Source organism: Aeromicrobium sp. (genome assembly GCF_047607065.1).
Lineage (GTDB): Bacteria > Actinomycetota > Actinomycetes > Propionibacteriales > Nocardioidaceae > Aeromicrobium.
The window spans coordinates 12779-29663 of record NZ_JASGDU010000044.1 but is presented as its reverse complement, the minus strand read 5'-3'; the positions used below and the strand labels follow the sequence as shown (position 1 = coordinate 29663).

At 69.7% G+C, this 16885-nt stretch carries 14 protein-coding genes; all 14 read left to right on the top strand.

Annotated features, from left to right (window positions below; genetic code table 11):
* Positions 1–50: 50 nt before the first annotated feature.
* The 14 genes from QM597_RS06270 to QM597_RS06205 all read left to right on the top strand — a co-directional run bounded on the left by QM597_RS06270 (position 51) and on the right by QM597_RS06205 (position 16835).
* Positions 51–1382, top strand: a complete 1332-nt coding sequence (locus tag QM597_RS06270) for an NADH-quinone oxidoreductase subunit D (protein WP_415004013.1) — start codon at positions 51–53, stop codon at positions 1380–1382.
* 112 nt (positions 1383–1494) lie between these two features.
* On the top strand, positions 1495–2241 hold the full coding sequence (gene nuoE, locus QM597_RS06265; protein ID WP_415004012.1) for an NADH-quinone oxidoreductase subunit NuoE: 747 nt from the start codon (positions 1495–1497) through the stop codon (positions 2239–2241).
* Entirely contained in the window at positions 2234–3532 is a 1299-nt protein-coding gene (gene nuoF / locus QM597_RS06260; RefSeq protein WP_415004011.1) for an NADH-quinone oxidoreductase subunit NuoF, read from the top strand. The genes nuoE and nuoF overlap by 8 nt, the downstream gene beginning before the upstream one ends.
* 141 nt (positions 3533–3673) lie before the next feature.
* Complete coding sequence (locus tag QM597_RS06255; protein ID WP_415004010.1) at positions 3674–6136, top strand: NADH-quinone oxidoreductase subunit G; 2463 nt, start codon at positions 3674–3676, stop codon at positions 6134–6136.
* On the top strand, positions 6129–7349 hold the full coding sequence (nuoH, locus tag QM597_RS06250; RefSeq protein WP_415004009.1) for an NADH-quinone oxidoreductase subunit NuoH: 1221 nt from the start codon (positions 6129–6131) through the stop codon (positions 7347–7349). The genes QM597_RS06255 and nuoH overlap by 8 nt, the downstream gene beginning before the upstream one ends.
* Positions 7346–7879, top strand: coding sequence for an NADH-quinone oxidoreductase subunit NuoI (gene nuoI, locus QM597_RS06245; protein ID WP_415004008.1), 534 nt, complete (start codon positions 7346–7348; stop codon positions 7877–7879). The genes nuoH and nuoI overlap by 4 nt, the downstream gene beginning before the upstream one ends.
* A gap of 118 nt (positions 7880–7997) precedes the next feature.
* Positions 7998–8771 carry an NADH-quinone oxidoreductase subunit J gene (locus QM597_RS06240; RefSeq protein ID WP_415004007.1) on the top strand — a complete coding sequence of 258 codons (774 nt, stop codon included), beginning with the start codon at positions 7998–8000 and terminating at the stop codon, positions 8769–8771.
* Positions 8764–9057 carry an NADH-quinone oxidoreductase subunit NuoK gene (nuoK, locus tag QM597_RS06235; RefSeq protein ID WP_415004006.1) on the top strand — a complete coding sequence of 98 codons (294 nt, stop codon included), beginning with the start codon at positions 8764–8766 and terminating at the stop codon, positions 9055–9057. Before QM597_RS06240 ends, nuoK begins: the two co-directional genes overlap by 8 nt.
* On the top strand, positions 9054–10946 hold the full coding sequence (gene nuoL / locus QM597_RS06230) for an NADH-quinone oxidoreductase subunit L (RefSeq protein ID WP_415004005.1): 1893 nt from the start codon (positions 9054–9056) through the stop codon (positions 10944–10946). The genes nuoK and nuoL overlap by 4 nt, the downstream gene beginning before the upstream one ends.
* Positions 10943–12421, top strand: coding sequence for an NADH-quinone oxidoreductase subunit M (locus QM597_RS06225; protein ID WP_415004004.1), 1479 nt, complete (start codon positions 10943–10945; stop codon positions 12419–12421). Before nuoL ends, QM597_RS06225 begins: the two co-directional genes overlap by 4 nt.
* On the top strand, positions 12418–13923 hold the full coding sequence (gene nuoN, locus QM597_RS06220; RefSeq protein ID WP_415004003.1) for an NADH-quinone oxidoreductase subunit NuoN: 1506 nt from the start codon (positions 12418–12420) through the stop codon (positions 13921–13923). The genes QM597_RS06225 and nuoN overlap by 4 nt, the downstream gene beginning before the upstream one ends.
* 29 nt (positions 13924–13952) lie before the next feature.
* Positions 13953–14948, top strand: a complete 996-nt coding sequence (locus QM597_RS06215) for a polyprenyl synthetase family protein (RefSeq protein ID WP_415004002.1) — start codon at positions 13953–13955, stop codon at positions 14946–14948.
* A gap of 76 nt (positions 14949–15024) precedes the next feature.
* Positions 15025–16242 (top strand): DNA cytosine methyltransferase, encoded by a 1218-nt coding sequence (locus tag QM597_RS06210; RefSeq protein WP_415004001.1) that lies wholly within the window; start codon positions 15025–15027, stop codon positions 16240–16242.
* Positions 16215–16835: an Eco29kI family restriction endonuclease gene (locus QM597_RS06205; RefSeq protein WP_415004000.1), complete on the top strand. Its 621-nt coding sequence runs from the start codon at positions 16215–16217 to the stop codon at positions 16833–16835. Before QM597_RS06210 ends, QM597_RS06205 begins: the two co-directional genes overlap by 28 nt.
* Positions 16836–16885: the final 50 nt, after the last annotated feature.

The following is a 16885-nucleotide window of genomic DNA, read 5'->3' as shown; positions in this document are numbered from 1 at the left end:
TGCGAGGCCGCTTGCGGCCGAGCCTCGAAGCCACGGACCCGAGGGGCCGCATGAGCGCCGCTGATCCGTATGCGGGGGCTGCGGACGCGGGCAGCGGACCGGTCTTCACCGTGACCGGCCAGGACTGGGACACGATCGATCCGTCTCTGGCCGACGGGGACCAGATCGTCGTCAACATGGGTCCGCAGCACCCCTCCACCCACGGCGTGCTGCGGCTCATTGTGGAACTCGACGGCGAATCGGTCACCGACGCCCGCGCCGGCATCGGCTACCTGCACACCGGCATCGAGAAGAACATGGAGTTCCGCACCTGGACCCAGGGCGTCACGTTCTGCACCCGCATGGACTACGTCGCGCCGTTCTCCAACGAGGCTGCCTACGTGATGGCCGTCGAGCGGCTGCTCGGGATCGAGGGCCAGATCCCGCAGCGCGCCCTCGACCTGCGCATCCTCATGTTGGAACTCAACCGGATCAGCTCGCACCTGGTCTGCATCGCCACCGGCGGCATGGAGATCGGCGCGCTGACGGTGATGACCTGCGGCTTCCGCGACCGTGAGCTGATCCTCAACTGCTTCGAGGCGATCACCGGCCTGCGCATGAACCACGCCTACTTCCGCCCCGGAGGCGTCGCCCAGGACCTGCCCGACGACGGCCTGGAGCGGGTGCGCGAGACCGTGGCGACGCTCAAGAAGCGGCTGCCGGAATACGCCGCGCTGTGCAACGCGAACCCGATCTTCACGCGGCGGCTCAAGGGCGTCGGCCACCTGGAGTTGGCCGGCTGCCTCGCGCTCGGGCTGACCGGCCCGGTGCTGCGCGCGACCGGCTACGACTGGGACCTGCGCCGCACCCAGCCGTACTGGGGCTACGACGGCTACGACTTCGACGTCGTGACGTGGGACGAGCCGGACGCCTACGGCCGCTTCCGCGTGCGCCTGGACGAGATGACTCAAAGTCTGCGGATCGTTGAACAAGCCGTGGAGCGGTTGGCTGACACTCACGGTCAGCCGACGATGGTCGCGGACAAGAAGATCGCCTGGCCCGCCCGGCTCAGCGTCGGTGGCGACGGTCAGGGCAACTCCCCGGAGCACGTCGCGCACATCATGGGCGAGTCGATGGAGGCGCTGATCCACCACTTCAAGCTCGTGACCGAGGGCTTCCGGGTGCCGCCCGGTCAGGCGTACGCGGCCGTCGAGTCGCCGCGCGGCGAGATTGGCTGTCACGCGGTCTCCGACGGCGGCACCCGGCCGTATCGCGTTCACTTCCGCGACCCGTCCTTCGTCAACCTGCAGGGCACCTCGGTGATGAGCGAGGGCGGGATGATTTCCGACGTCATCGTCGCCATCGCGAGCATCGATCCCGTCATGGGGGGTGTTGACCGGTGAGTCCGCGCGACTCGCTGGCGCTCCGGAGGTCCCTTCGAGGCTCGCAAGCTCGCACCTCAGGGACCGGAATCTGCCGGTCCCCGAGCCTCGAAGGGACGCAAGGGGGTGTGCGATGAGCCGATTCGATGAGACGACCGTGGCTGAACTGCGGGAGTTGATGGGGCGGTATCCCGAGGCGCGGTCGGCGCTGTTGCCGATGCTGCATCTCGTCCAGTCCGTCGAGGGCCACGTTTCGGCCGAGGGCATCGAACTGTGCGCCGAGTTGCTCGGCCTGACCACCGCCGAGGTGTCCGGTGTCGCGACCTTCTACACGATGTACAAGCGCCGTCCGATGGGCACGCATCACGTCGGCGTCTGCACCAACACGCTGTGCGCGGTCATGGGCGGCGACGCGATCTACGAGCGCCTGTGCGACCACCTCGGTATCGGCAACGACGAGACCACCGAGGACGGCCAAATCAGCTTGGAACGCATCGAGTGCAATGCCGCCTGCGACTACGCCCCGGTGATGACCGTGAACTGGGAGTTCTTCGACCGCCAGGACCCGGTTTCGGCCGTTGGCCTGGTCGACCGGCTGTGCTCCGGCGAGGAGGTCGTCTCCCCGCGAGGCGCGACGATCACCTCCTGGCGCGAGGCCGAGCGGGTTATCGCCGGCTTCGAGGACGGCCGGGTCGACGAGGGGCCGGCCGCCGGCGACGCCTCGCTCGCGGGCCTGGAGATCGCGAACGAGCGCGGCTGGACCGCACCGGAGTCGTCCCTTCGAGGCTCGCAAGCTCGCACCTCAGGGACCGAAGCCTTGTCGCTCCCTGAGGTGCGAGCGAGGGACGAGCGAGCCTCGAAGGGAGGTCACGATGGCTGACAGGCTGACTCCTGTCCTCAGCGCCGGCTGGGCCGACGACCGGGCCTGGACGCTGGAGTCCTACACCGCTCGTGGCGGCTACCTCGCGCTCGGCACGGCGCTGTCCATGACGCCGGCCGAACTGATCGACCTCGTGAAAACTGCGGGCCTGCGCGGCCGTGGCGGCGCGGGCTTCCCGACCGGCCTGAAGTGGTCCTTCATCCCCGCCGACTCCGGCAAGCCGACGTACCTCGTGGTCAACGCCGACGAGTCCGAGCCGGGCACCTGCAAGGACATCCCGCTGATGATGGCCAGCCCGCACACGCTCGTCGAGGGCGTCATCATCGCCGCCCGGGCCATCGGCGCGCGGCAGGCCTTCGTCTACGTGCGCGGGGAGGTGCTGCACGTGATCCGCCGGCTGCGCGCGGCCGTGCGCGAGGCGTATGCGGCCGGGTATCTCGGCGAGCGCACGGGCGTCGATCTCGTCATCCACGCCGGTGCCGGGGCCTACATCTGCGGCGAGGAGACCGCGCTGCTCGACTCGCTCGAAGGCCGCCGCGGTCAGCCGCGCCTGCGCCCGCCGTTCCCGGCTGTCGAGGGCTTGTACGCCTGCCCGACCGTTATCAACAACGTCGAGTCCATCGCCTCGGTGCCGGCCATCGTCAACGGCGGGGCTGAGTGGTTCACCTCGATGGGCACCTCGACGTCCCCCGGTTTCACGCTGTATTCGCTCTCGGGCCACGTGAAGCGCCCCGGCCAATACGAGGCACCGCTCGGCATCACGCTGCGCGAACTGCTGGACCTCGGCGGCGGCATGCGGGACGGCTCGCGGCTGAAGTTCTGGACCCCCGGAGGCTCCTCGACGCCGATCCTCACCGCCGATCACTTGGACATCCCGCTCGACTACGAGGGTGTCGGTGCGGCCGGCTCGATGCTGGGCACCAAGGCGCTGCAGGTCTTCGACCAGACCACCTCGGTCGTGCGGTGCGTGCTGCGCTGGACGGAGTTCTACAAGCACGAGTCCTGCGGCAAATGCACGCCGTGTCGTGAGGGCACCTGGTGGCTCGTGCAGGTGCTGCGCCGACTCGACTCGGGGCAGGGCCGCGAGGGCGACATCGACCTGCTGCTGGAGCTGTGCGGCAACATCCTCGGCCGTTCGTTCTGCGCGCTCGGTGACGGCGCGACCAGCCCGATTACCTCGGGCATCGCGCACTTCCGCTCCGAGTTCGAGGCCGGCATGCGCACCCCGTTGGCCGAGCTGTTCCCGCCTGCGGCCTCGACCCTGTTTGCCGCTGAGGGGGTGGGCGCGTGATGTCCCTTCGAGGCTCCTCGCTGCGCTCGTCGCGCCTCAGGGACCGGGTGGCCCGGTCATTGAGGCGCGAGCGTGCGAGTGGGGGCACCTCCCGCTTGCGGGGGATCGAAATGACCTCCACGATCTCGGGGAGGTCACGCCATGACCGTTGAGGCCACGCCGCAGACCCAGGCACCCGTCGAACTGGTGACCGTCACCATCGATGACATTAGCGTCAGCGTGCCGAAGGGGACCCTCGTGATCCGCGCGGCCGAGCTGATCGGCGTCGACATCCCGCGCTTCTGCGACCACCCGCTGCTCGATCCGGTCGGTGCGTGCCGCCAGTGCCTCGTCGACGTGCCCGACGCGGGCAACGGCCGGGGCTTCCCCAAGCCGCAGGCGTCCTGCACGCTGGAGGTCGCCCCCGGCATGGTCGTGCGCACCCACCTCACCTCCGAGGTCGCGGCCGCCGCGCAGCGCGGCACGATGGAGTTCCTGCTGGTCAACCATCCGCTCGACTGTCCCGTCTGCGACAAGGGCGGGGAGTGCCCCCTGCAGAACCAGGCGATGAGCCACGGGCGCACCGAGGGCCGGTTCGCCGAGGCCAAGCGCACCTTCGCCAAGCCGGTCCCGGTCTCGGCGCAGGTGCTCCTCGACCGCGAGCGGTGCGTGCTATGCGCCCGCTGCACCCGATTCTCCGAGCAGGTCGCCGGTGACCCGTTTATCGCGCTGGTCGAGCGAGGTGCCCAGCAGCAGATCGGTACCGGTCCCGACGCCCCCTTCCAGTCCTACTTCTCCGGCAACACGATCCAGATCTGCCCCGTCGGAGCGCTGACCAGCGCCGACTACCGCTTCCGCTCGCGGCCCTTCGACCTCGTCTCGGTGCCGTCGGTGGCCGAGCACGACGCCTGCGGTGCGGCGATCCGCGTCGACCACCGCCGCGGCCGGGTCCTGCGCCGCCTCGCCGGGGACGACCCGCAGGTCAACGAGGAGTGGATCAGCGACAAGGACCGCTTCGCCTTCACCTGGTCACGTCAGGACGACCGCCTGCGCACCCCCCTCGTCCGCGACGAGAGCGGGGAGTTGCGGCCGATGTCGTGGCCGGGGGCGTTGGCCGTCGCCGGCCGCCTGCTGGAGTCGGTGCGCGGCGCGGTCGGGGTGTTGCCGGGCGGCCGCCTGACCTTGGAGGACGCCCACGGGTGGAGCGCCTTCGCCCGCATCGCGCTCGGCACCAACGACGTCGACTTCCGTTCGCGGGCCATCGGCCCGGAGGAGGCCGACTTCCTCGCCGCGCGCGTCGCCGGTTCGGGCCTCGGTCCCACCTATGCCGATCTGGACCGGGCGCGGCGCGTCGTGCTGGTCGCGCTGGAACCGGAGGACGAGGCGGCCACGCTCTTCCTGCGGTTGCGTCGAGCGGTGCGCCGGCGCGGCTTGCGGGTCGTGACCGTCGCCAGTCACCGCAGCCGCGGTTCGGTCAAACTCGGCGCGGAGCTGGTCCAGGCCGTGCCGGGCCAGGAGGCGGCGGCCCTCGCCGCCCTCGGCCTCGGACCCGGCGATGTCGTGCTCGCCGGGGAGCGTGCGGCGCTGGTGCCCGGCCTGCTGGCCCTGCTGAGCGATCTCGACGGCGTTCCGGTCGCCTGGGTGCCGCGCCGGGCCGGGGACCGTGCGGCGGTCGAGGCCGGACTGCTGCCCAACCTGCTGCCCGGTGGGCGTCCGGTCGCCTCGGCCGAGGCCCGCGCCGATCTGGCCGCCGGGTGGGGCGGGGCCGTCATTCCCCGGACCCGCGGCCGCGACACCGCCGGGATCGTGGAGGCAGTCGCCGACCGCAGCCTGCTCGGCCTGCTCGTCGGCGGGGTCGAGATCGCCGACCTTCCCGATCCGTCTCGGGCGCGCGCGGCGCTGACGGCGGCCGATGTCGTCGTGAGCCTGGAAGTGCGCCGCAGTGAGGTCACCGACCATGCCCACGTGGTCCTTCCGGTGGCGCCGCCGGCGGAGAAGTCCGGCACCTTCGTCACCTGGGAGGGACGCCGCCGGGGCTTCGAGGCGGCGCTGGGCGAGCCGGGGTCGCTCCCGGACGTGCGGGTGCTGGCCGGGATCGCCGAGGAGATGGGGTGCCCGCTCGGCTTCCGCGCCACCGCCGAGGCCCTGGCCGACCACGAGGCGTTCGGAGCGTGGGACGGCGCGCGGGCCGAGGGCCCGTCCTCGGCGATGCGCGCCCCCGAACGTCTGGCACCGGGGCACGTCGTCGTGGCCACCTGGCGTCAACTCGTCGACGACGGCCGTAGCCAGGACGGGCAGCCGGAGTATCGCGCCACCGCCCGGCCGGCCGTCGCGCTGGCGAGCGCCGGTACCTGGGAGGCGCTCGGCGTGACGCCCGGCGGCAGCGTCCGGCTTGCCGGCGGCGCGACCTTCCCGGCGCGGGTCGGCGACCTTCCCGACGGGGTCGTGTGGGTGCCGGGCAACAACGGGGTCAACCTGCGCGAACTCGGCCTCGGCCACGGCAGTGTTGTGGCTGCGGAGGCTGGTCCCTTCGAGGCTCCTCGTTCCTCGTCGCACCTCAGGGGTCGGCCAGACTCCGGTCCCCGAGCCTCGAAGGGACGTACACCGGAGGCCGGCGATGAGTGAGGCGTTCGGGAGCGAGCCGTTCTGGGTGGTCGCGCTCAAGGCGACGCTGATCTTCGTGATTCTCGTGGTCTACACGCTGTTCAACATCTGGTTCGAGCGCCGTGTCGTCGCGCGCATGCAGCACCGCGTCGGCCCCAACGTCCACGGCCCGTTCGGCCTGCTGCAGAGCCTGGCCGACGGCGTGAAACTCGCGCTCAAGGAGGACCTGATCGTCAAGGCGGCCGACAAGATCGTCTACGTCCTCGCGCCGATCCTCGCCACGATCCCGGCTTTCCTCGCCTGGGCGGTCATGCCGTTCGGCCCCGAGGTGCGCATCCCCTTCACCGACACCGTCACGCCGCTGCAACTGACCGACATGCCGGTAGCGGTCCTGTACGTCCTCGCGGTCACCTCCATCGGCGTCTACGGGATCGTGCTCGCCGGGTGGTCGTCGGGTTCGACGTACGCGCTGCTCGGCGGCCTGCGCTCCAGCGCTCAAGTCATCAGTTACGAGGTGGCGATGGGGCTGAGTTTCGTCACCGTTTTCCTCTACGCGGGCACGATGTCGACCTCCGAGATCGTCGCCGCGCAGGCCGACCTGTGGTACTTCGTGCCGCTGCTGCCGTCCTTCGTCGTCTACGTCATCGCGATGGTCGGCGAGACGAACCGCGCGCCCTTCGACCTGCCGGAGGCCGAGGGTGAACTCGTCGGCGGCTTCCACACCGAGTACTCGTCGCTGAAGTTCGCGCTGTTCTTCCTGGCCGAGTACATCAACATGGTCACGGTCTCGGCGCTGGCCACCACGCTGTTCCTCGGCGGCTGGCGCGCGCCGTTCGGCCTGGCGCAGGTGTGGGAGAGTGCCAACTCCGGGTACTGGCCGGTGCTGTGGTTCCTCGGCAAGACGCTCGGCTTCATCTTCGTGTTCATCTGGCTGCGCGGCACCCTGCCGCGGATGCGCTACGACCAGTTCATGGCCTTCGGCTGGAAGATCCTCATCCCGGTCTCGCTGGCGTGGATCTTCGTCGTCATCGTGTTGCGCAAGGCGGTGCTCGACGGCTCGGTCGATGCCTCGGTGGTCGACTGGGCGGGGGTTGCCGTCGCACTGGCGCTGCTCGCGGTCATCGCGCTGCGGCGCAACAAGCCCACGCCGCCGCGTCCCGACCCGGCCACCGGATCGGCCGCCGACGGCTATCCCGTCCCCCTCCGCTACGAGGAGAAGGAGGAGGTGGCATGAGCATCAAGGGCAATGTCTGGGATCCCGTGGCAGGCTTCGGCGTGACCTTCCGGACGATGTTCAAAAAGGTCGTCACCGAGCAGTACCCGTTTGAGAAGGTGCCCACGGCACCGCGTTTCCACGGCCGCCATCAGCTCAACCGCTGGCCCGACGGCCTGGAGAAGTGCGTCGGCTGCGAGCTGTGCGCCTGGGCCTGCCCGGCCGATGCCATCTACGTCGAGGGCGCGGCCAACACCGACGAGGAGCGGTTCAGTCCGGGGGAGCGGTACGGGCGCGTCTACCAGATCAACTACCTGCGCTGCATCCTGTGCGGGCTGTGCATCGAGGCCTGCCCGACCCGCGCGCTGACGATGACCAACGAGTACGAGTTGGCCGACGACAACCGCGCCGACCTGATCTACGAGAAGTCCGACCTGCTCGCGCCGCTGCTGCCGGGCATGACCGAGCCGCCGCACGCGATGCTTCTCAGCGATGACCACCACGATTACTACCGGGGCAAGACCCTCCCCCTCGTGGAGCGTGACGAATGAGCGCGTGGAGGAACCGCTCCCTGAGGCGCGAGGAGCGCAGCGACGAGCCTCGAAGGGTGCTGCCGCCGTTCATTTCGAGGCTCGCAGGCTCGCACCTCAATGAATGGGGGGTGAACCCATGAGCGCGTTCGGGGTGGTGGCGCCGGTCATCGTGATCGCCGCGCTCGGGCTGATCTTCGTTCGCAAGGCCGTCCACGCGGCGCTGTGCCTGGCGGTGGTGATGATCGGCCTGGCAGTGCTGTACGCCGCCAACGGGGCACCGTTCCTGTTCGCGGTGCAGATCATCGTCTACACCGGCGCGATCATGATGCTCTTCCTCTTCGTGGTGATGCTCGTCGGCGTGGAGTCCGGGCCGCAGGCACTCACCGAGCCGTTGCCGCTGCAGCGGGTCGCGGCCACGCTGGTCGGCCTGGGATTCGGCGCGTTGCTCGTGATCGGCGTCGCGCAGGCGGCCGCCGGCGGTTTCTCGGCCCAGGTCTCGGCCGTCGAGGACGAGAACGTCGAAGGTTTGGCAGCCCTGATGTTCGGTCCGTACATGCTCGCCTTCCAGTTCACTGCGGCCCTGCTGGTGACGGCGGTGCTCGGGGCGATGGTGCTCGCGCATCGTGAACGGCTGAGGCCGGTGCCGACGCAGGCGGAGTTGGCCGCGCGGCGCATCCGGGACTTCGGCGAGTCCGGCAAACATCCGGGCAACGCACCGACCCCCGGCGTCTACGCCCGGCACAACGCCGTGGACGCGCCGGCCCTGCTGCCCGACGGCACGCCGCTGGAGTCGTCGGTGCCGGGCAGCCTGGTGCGCCGCGGCCAGGTGATCGACCCGCCCCACGGTGGGTCCCTTCGAGGCTCGCAAGCTCGCACCTCAGGGACCGGTGAGGAGGCGGACGATGAGTGATCTGCTGAGCCTGTCGGTGATCCTGTTCACCATCGGCGCGGTCGGCGTCCTCGTGCGCCGCAATGCACTGATCGTCTTCATGTGCGTCGAACTCATGCTCAACGCCGCCAACCTCGCGTTCGTCGCCTTCTCGCGCGAGCACGGCACCCTCGACGGACAGCTCGCGGCCTTCTTCGTCATGGTCGTGGCCGCAGCGGAGGTCGTCGTCGGCCTGGCGATCATCATCGCCGTCCACCGCTCCCGCGGCTCGATCAGTCTCGACGAGGTCAGGCAGGTGCGCGGATGATCCTGTGGCCGTTGATCGCCGCCCCCGCGCTCGGGGCCGCGCTGCTGCTCACCTGGGGCAAGGAATCAGACCGCTTCGGTCACCTCATCGCCACGGCCGCCTCGGCGGTGTCCTTCGGCTGGGGCGTGTGGCTGTTCGTCGGCCTGCTGAGCCGCGACGCCCACGACCGGACGGTGAGCGAGGCGCTGTTCACCTGGTTTTCCACGGGCGAGTTCCACGTCGAGATGTCCTTCGTCTACGACCCGCTGGCGGCGGTGTTCGTGCTGCTCATCACGGGTGTCGGCACGCTGATCCACGTCTACTCCATCGGCTACATGGCCCACGACGAACGACGGCGGCGCTTCTTCGCCTTCCTCAACCTGTTCGTCGCGGCGATGCTCGTGCTGGTGCTCGCGGGCGACTACCTGGTGCTGTTCCTCGGCTGGGAGGGCGTCGGTCTCGCGTCGTACCTGCTGATCGGTTTCTGGCAGCACAAGTCCTCGGCGGCGGCCGCCGCGCAGAAAGCCTTCGTCGTCAACCGGGTCGGCGACGTCGGCATGGCGCTGGCGATCATGCTGATGTTCGCCGAGTTCGGCACGACCGAGATCGCCGCCGTAGCCGATTCGGTGCCCGGTACTGCGGCGACCACGATCACGGCGCTCGGTCTGCTCCTGCTGCTGGGTGCGTGCGGCAAGTCCGCGCAGGTCCCGCTGCAGAGTTGGCTGCTCGACGCGATGGAGGGTCCGACCCCGGTCTCGGCGCTGATCCACGCCGCAACGATGGTCACTGCAGGCGTGTACCTCGTCGTGCGCAGCCACGCGATCTTCGACGCCTCGCCGGCCGCGCGCACGGCCGTCGTGATCGTGGGCCTGGTGACGCTGCTGGCCGGTGCGATCATCGGCTGCGCCAAGGACGACATCAAGAAGGCGCTCGCCGGATCGACCATGAGCCAGATCGGCTACATGATGCTCGCCGCCGGCCTCGGCCCGGCCGGTTACGCCTTCGCGATCTTCCACCTGCTCACCCACGGCTTCTTCAAGGCGAACATGTTCCTCGGTGCCGGATCGGTCATGCACGCGATGGGCGATGACGTCGACATGCGTCACTACGGGGCGCTGGCGCGGGCGCTGCCGGTCACCTTCGCCACCTTCGGACTCGGTTACCTGGCGATCATCGGATTCCCCGGATTCTCGGGATTTTTCAGCAAGGACAGGATCATCGAGGCCGCGCTCGCCCATGACGTCTGGATCGGCCTGGCCACGGTGCTCGGTGCCGGTGTCACCGCCTTCTACATGACCCGGCTCATGGCGATGACCTTCGCGGGCCGTCGCCGCTGGCGCGAGCAGGTGCATCCGCACGAGTCGCCGGCCACGATGACCGTGCCGTTGGTGGTCCTGGCGGCGGCTTCCGTGCTGGGCGGCGCGCTGCTCCTCGGCGACTGGATCACCGACTGGCTCCGGCCGGTCGTGGGCCACCCTGCACATCGCGAAGGACATCACGACGTCGTGATCGCCGGCAGCGCATGGTCGCCGCTGGCGGTCTCCGGCCTGGTCACCGGCGTCGTGGCGCTCGGCGTCCTGACGGCCTGGCTGACGTACGGCCGCCGCGAAGTCGCCGACACCGCGCCGGAGAAGGTTTCGATCCTGACCCGCGCCGCGCGGGCCGACCTCTACGGCGACGCGATCAACGCCTGGGTCGTGGTCCGCCCTGTGACCGCCCTCGCGCGCGGCATCGCCCGGTTCGACCGCGCCGGGCTGCACGGCGCCATCACCGGAGTCGCCGGCCTGATCGGGGAGGGGGCCGCCGGGATGCGCACGTGGCAGAACGGCTTCGTGCGCAGTTACGCGCTGACGATCCTCGCCGGGGCGCTCGTCGTCGCCCTGAGCCTGCTGGTGGTGATCTGGCGATGATCTCCGTCCTGGTTCTGACACCGCTCGTCGGTGCCTTGGCCGTCACCGCTCTGCCGCGCCGCAGCCGCGCCGAGCAGCAGCGCGCGCGGCACGTCGCCCTCGGCGCGAGCCTGGCGGCCCTCGGCGTCGCGTTCGCGGTCGCGGCACGTTTCGACCTCGACGCGGGCGGAACCCAGATGCTCGCCGAGCACCGCTGGATCGAGCCGCTCGGTGCCTGGTACGCGGTCGGGGTCGACGGCATCGCGCTGCTGCTCGTCCTGCTCACCGCGATCCTCACCCCGGTCGTCATCCTCGCCTCCTACCGCGACGAGCTGCCCGGCCGCCGCAGCGCCAACTCCTACGTCGCCTACATGCTGGTGCTGGAGGCGTTGGCGTTCCTCGTGTTCTGTGCCCAGGACGCTTTCTTGTTCTACGTGGCCTTCGAGGCGACCCTCGTGCCGATCTACTTCCTCATCGGCTCCTACGGCGGCCCCGGCAGGCGCAAGGCCGCCACGACCTTCCTGCTGTACAACCTGCTGGGCGGACTGCTCATGCTGGCGGCGGTCGTCGGGCTGTACGTCGTGTCGTCCGACGCCGGGGAGCCGAGTTACCGGCTGGCCGACCTGGCCGCGCTGCCGATGGGCGATGGCACCGAGCGGCTGCTGTTCGCCGGCTTCATGGCGGCGTTCTGCATCAAGGCACCGCTGTGGCCGTTCCACACCTGGCTGCCGGAGGCGGCGGCGTCGGCGACCCCGGCGACCTCGGTGCTCATGGTCAGCGTCATCGACAAGGTAGGCACCTTCGGCATGATCCGCTGGGGGCTGGGGCTGTTCCCCGGCGCGGCCGACTGGGCCTCGCCGACGATCATGGCGCTCGCGGTCGTCAGCATCCTCTACGGCGCGCTGGCGGCCATCGGATCGAGCGACCTCCGCCGGCTCGTCGCCTACACCTCGGTATCGCACTTCGGCTTCATCATCCTCGGCATCTTCGCCTTCACGCAGACCTCGATGGCTGGATCGGCGCTGTACATGTTCAACCACGGCCTGTCGACCGCCGCGCTGTTCCTCGTGACCGGCGTGATGATCGCGCGGCGCGGCTCGGCCGAGATCGGGGACTTCGGCGGTGTGCAGAAGATCGCTCCGGTGATGTCGGGGGTGCTGCTCGTCGCGGGCCTGTCGAGCCTGTCGCTGCCGGGCCTGGCACCGTTCGTCAGTGAGTTCCTCGTGCTGGCCGGGACGTTCACCGTCTCGGTGCCGCTGGCCGCTGCGGCCACGCTCGGCATCGTCCTGGCTGCGGTTTACGTGCTGGTGCTGTACCGGCGCACGATGACCGGGCCGCTGACCGAGCAGGCGCGCGGGGTCACCGAGCTGACGCCGCGCGAGATCGCCGCCCTGACGCCGCTGGTGGTCGTCATCATCGGGCTGGGCCTGTTCCCGCAGCCGATACTCGACCTGGTGGGTCCGGCCGTGGCCGTCGTCGTAGGAGGGCTGCCGTGATCCCCGCTCCCGATCTCGACTACGCGCTACTCGCTCCGCTGCTCCTCGTGGCGGCCGGCGCGCTGGCCGGGGTGCTGATCGAGGCCTTCTGCCCGCGCGGCCCGCGATTCGCGGTGCAGGCCGGACTCGCGTTCGCGGTGAGCCTGGTCGCGCTGGCCGCGAGCGTCGCCGTGTACGCCGGCGGCGGCTTCGGCCCGGCCGACCAGCCGGGTCGCACTGTGCTCGCCGACCGGGCCGCCGTGCTGACCTGGATCGCGCTGTCGGCCTTCGCGCTGCTCGGTGTCGCGCTGTTCGCCGACCGCCGTGCCGACGGCGGGCTGAGCGCCTTCACCGGCCGGGCCGCCGACCGCCCCGGTTCGGACGAGGAGGCCGAGGCGCTGCGCGAGCGGATCGAGCACACGGAGGTCTTCCCGCTCGGCCTGTTCGCGCTGCTCGGCATGATGCTGTTCGCGGCCAGCGCCGACCTGCTGACGATGTTCGTCGCGCTCGAAGTCCTGAGCCTGCCGCTGTACCTGCTGTGCGGGCTGGCCCGGAGGCGCCGGCTGTGGAGCCAGGAGGCGGCCCTGAAGTACTTCGTGCTCGGGGCGTTCAGTTCGGCGTTCTTCCTCTACGGTGCCGCGCTGGCCTACGGCTACTCCGGCTCGTTCGCCCTCGACGGGCTGGGCGCGCCCGGCGGCGAGGCCGAACTGCGCGTCGCGGCCCTCGCGCTGATGGCCGTCGGGCTGCTGTTCAAGGTCGGTGCCGTGCCGTTCCACGCCTGGACGCCCGACGTCTACGTGGGCGCGCCGACCCCCGTCACCGCGTTCATGGCCGCTGGAACGAAGGCCGCCGCTTTCGTGGCGCTGATGCGCGTGTTGTTCGCGGCCGCCGAGACCGACTGGAAGCCGCTCGTCGCGGTGATCGCGACGACCACCATGCTCGTCGGGTCGCTGCTGGCCATCGCCCAGAGCGACGTCAAGCGTATGCTCGCGTACTCGTCGGTCGCCCATGCCGGATTCGTGCTGACCGGAGTGCTCGACGGCGACGCAGCCGGGGTGCTGTTCTACCTGCTGGCCTACGGCCTGGCCTCGATGGGTGCCTTCGCGGTCGTGGCGCTGGTGCGCGACGCCGGCGGCGAGGCGACGGCTGCGGCGCGCTGGGCGGGCCTGGGCCGGGAGAGTCCGGTGCTGGGCGTGAGCTTCGCGGTCTTCATGCTGTCCTTCGCCGGCATCCCGCTGACCGGCGGCTTCATCGGCAAATGGGCGGTCTTCGCCGAGGCGGCGAGCGCGGGATACGCCTGGCTCGTGGTGCTCGGCGTCCTGCTGAGCGCGGTGGCGGCGTTCTTCTACGTCCGCATGATCTCGGTGGTGTTCTTCGCCGATCCGGACGCGCTGACCGTGGCCTCGGGCGCGCGGCTGACCACGGGTGTCGTCGTGCTGGCCGCCGTCGGTACGGTGATCCTCGGCATCGTCCCCGGCCCTGTGCTTGAGTTGGTGCAGCAAGCAGGCTCCCTCGTGCCGTGAGGGTGCCGTCTACGTCCCTGGAGGAATCCGTGCAGACCTCGTCAGCGCTGCCCTTCGCGGTCGCCGATCCGGCCCTGGAGGCGCGGGTGGTCGCGGGCGTGTCGGAGATCGAGCGCCAGCTCGCCGACGCCGCGCATTCGGACGAGCCGTTCGTCGCCGAGGCCGCCTCGCACCTGCTGCGCGCGGGGGGCAAGCGGTTCCGGCCGCTGCTCGTCGCCCTGGCTGCGGAGTTCGGAGACCCTGCCGCACCGGGTGTCGTGCCGTCGGCGGTCGTCGTCGAACTGACCCACCTGGCCACGCTCTACCACGACGATGTGATGGACGAGGCCGACAAGCGGCGCGGCGCGGACAGCGCCAACGCCCGTTGGGACAACACCCTGGCCATCCTCGTCGGGGACTTCCTGTTCGCGCAGGCTTCGCAGATCGTCGCCTCGCTCGGCCCGGAGGCGGTCCGCATCCAGGCGCGGACCTTCTCGCGCCTCGTGCAGGGGCAGATCCGCGAGACCATCGGCCCCGGCGAGGCCGACCCGCTGCGGCACTATCTGGACGTCGTGGCCGACAAGACCGGCTCGCTGATCGCCACTGCAGCGCGTTTCGGCGCGATGATGGCCGCCGCGCCGGTCGAGGTGGAGCGGGCGCTGACCGAGTTCGGCGAGCGCATCGGCACGGCCTTCCAGTTGCGCGACGACATCATCGACATCGCCAGCGAGACCGGGGAGTCCGGCAAGACGCCCGGCACCGACCTGCGCGAGGGCGTGCCGACGCTGCCGGTGCTCCTCGCCTTGCAGTCCGATGATCCGGCCGATGCCCGCCTGCGCGAGTTGCTGGGCAAGCCGCTGGTCGACGACGCCGAGCACGCCGAGGCGCTGGCGGCGCTGCGTGCGCACTCCGCGATGGATGCCGCGCGCGCCTACGTCCAGGCCGAGGCCGACGCGGCCCGCGCCCTGCTGCACGGCCTGCCTGACATCTCCGCCCGCGCTGCCCTCGAACAACTCTGCGACGCCGTCGCCACCCGCCTCGGCTGAGGCCGCTTCGGGAAGGCTTTCGATCAACTGTTCGATTTTGTGGCCTGGTCGTCATCTACTGCGGTACGGTCGTGAAGTGAGATCAGTGGAGTTGTTCGCCGGTGCCGGAGGCTTGGCTTTAGGCTGCGGTTTGGCCGGATTTGAGCCTGCGATGGTGGCCGAATGGGACCATTGGGCGTGTGACACGGTCCGTGGGAACCGTGAGCGGGGCTATCCGCTGGTAGCAGGGTGGGATGTCCACGAGGGCGATGTGCGCGATGTTGATTGGTCGTCGTTCGGCGACATCGACTTGGTGGCGGGCGGGCCTCCTTGCCAGCCGTTCTCGATGGGGGGCAAGGCGCGGGCCGCCGATGACCAGCGCGATATGTTCCCGGCGACGGCTGAGGTGATTCGTCAGCTTCGGCCCCGAGCATTCATCATCGAGAATGTCAGAGGACTCACGCGCCCGGCTTTTGCCAACTACTACGACTACATTCAGGCCCGCTTGAGGTTTCCGGAACTTTCCGCCAAGCAGGGGGAGTCGTGGACGGAGCACCACGCTCGGCTGCAAGCAGAACTGACCACGGCGGCGCACGGGATGCTCGAGTATCGAGTCATTCCGACTCTGGTCAACGCGGCCGACTACGGCGTGCCGCAACAGCGGTGGCGGGTTTTCCTCGTCGGCTTCCGTGCCGACGTGAACGCGGAATGGTCCTTCCCGGCGGCGACACACACCTCCGACGCGCTGGTGTACGACCAATGGGTCTCAGGCGAGTACTGGGACCGGCTGCGGGTGTCGCGCGCGAAGCGACCGGAGCCGACGGAGCGACAGCTCTCACGTGCGCGACAACTGGACGGCGGCTTGATCGCGCCGGTGGGTAAGCCGTGGCGCACTGTCCGAGAAGCCGTGGAGGGGCTTCCTGAGCCGACGGAGAACGGCAGTCGCCGCTACCTCAACCACGTGTTGCGTCCCGGCGCGCGGTCCTATCCGGGGCACACCGGTTCGCCTCTCGATCTGCCGTCGAAGGCGCTGAAAGCCGGCGATCATGGTGTGCCGGGCGGTGAGAACATGCTGCGTCGGCCAGACGGCACGGTGCGTTACTTCACGGTGCGTGAGGCCGCTCGTTTGCAGACCTTCCCCGATGCGTACGAACTCCACGGATCATGGACTGAAGCGATGCGGCAACTGGGCAACGCCGTCCCCGTCCGATTGGCGCAGATCGTCGCAGGGTCGGTGCGCACGCACCTAGAGTTGGCGACGGTGCGTGCCGCCGTCGAAGCTCGCGCGTGGAGACGAAACGATCCGGCGGCGTGACGGCGTTCAATCCTCTCGACATGGAGAACCTCGCCACAAGCATCGCCAGCAAGTTGTTGCAGACGCCCGCCGTCACATCCACTGACATCGGAGACTTCCGAGGCGCTGGTGTCTACGCGATCTACTACCGGGGGTCCTTCCCCGCCTACGCTCCATTGGTAGACGAGGCTGCGCATGATGTGGCGATCTATGTCGGGAAGGCCGTCCCCGGAGGCGCGCGTAAAGGCATTGCGGTGGATGTGACAGCGCGAACGAAGGCGTTGCGCGACAGGCTGCGAGAGCACGTGAAGAGCATCGGCCACACCGAGAACCTGAACATCGAAGATTTTCGTTTCCGTTATCTCGTCGTCGAGCCGATCTGGATCCCTCTCGGCGAGTCGGCGATGATCCAGCATTCTCAACCCGTGTGGAACACGCTGGTGGAAGGTTTCGGGAACCACGATCCAGGCACCGGTCGCCGTGCAGGTGTGAAGTCGCGGTGGGACACGCTGCATCCGGGCCGCCCGTGGGCTGTCAACTTCCCCGATCGCCATGAAACTGCGGGTCGGATCGCCGACGAGGCCCTGGAGTATCTCCGTTCTCGGCTCGCTTGACTCCTCTGGTCGTCGCAAGACGAGTTGTTCGGGAGATCGATCAACTGGCG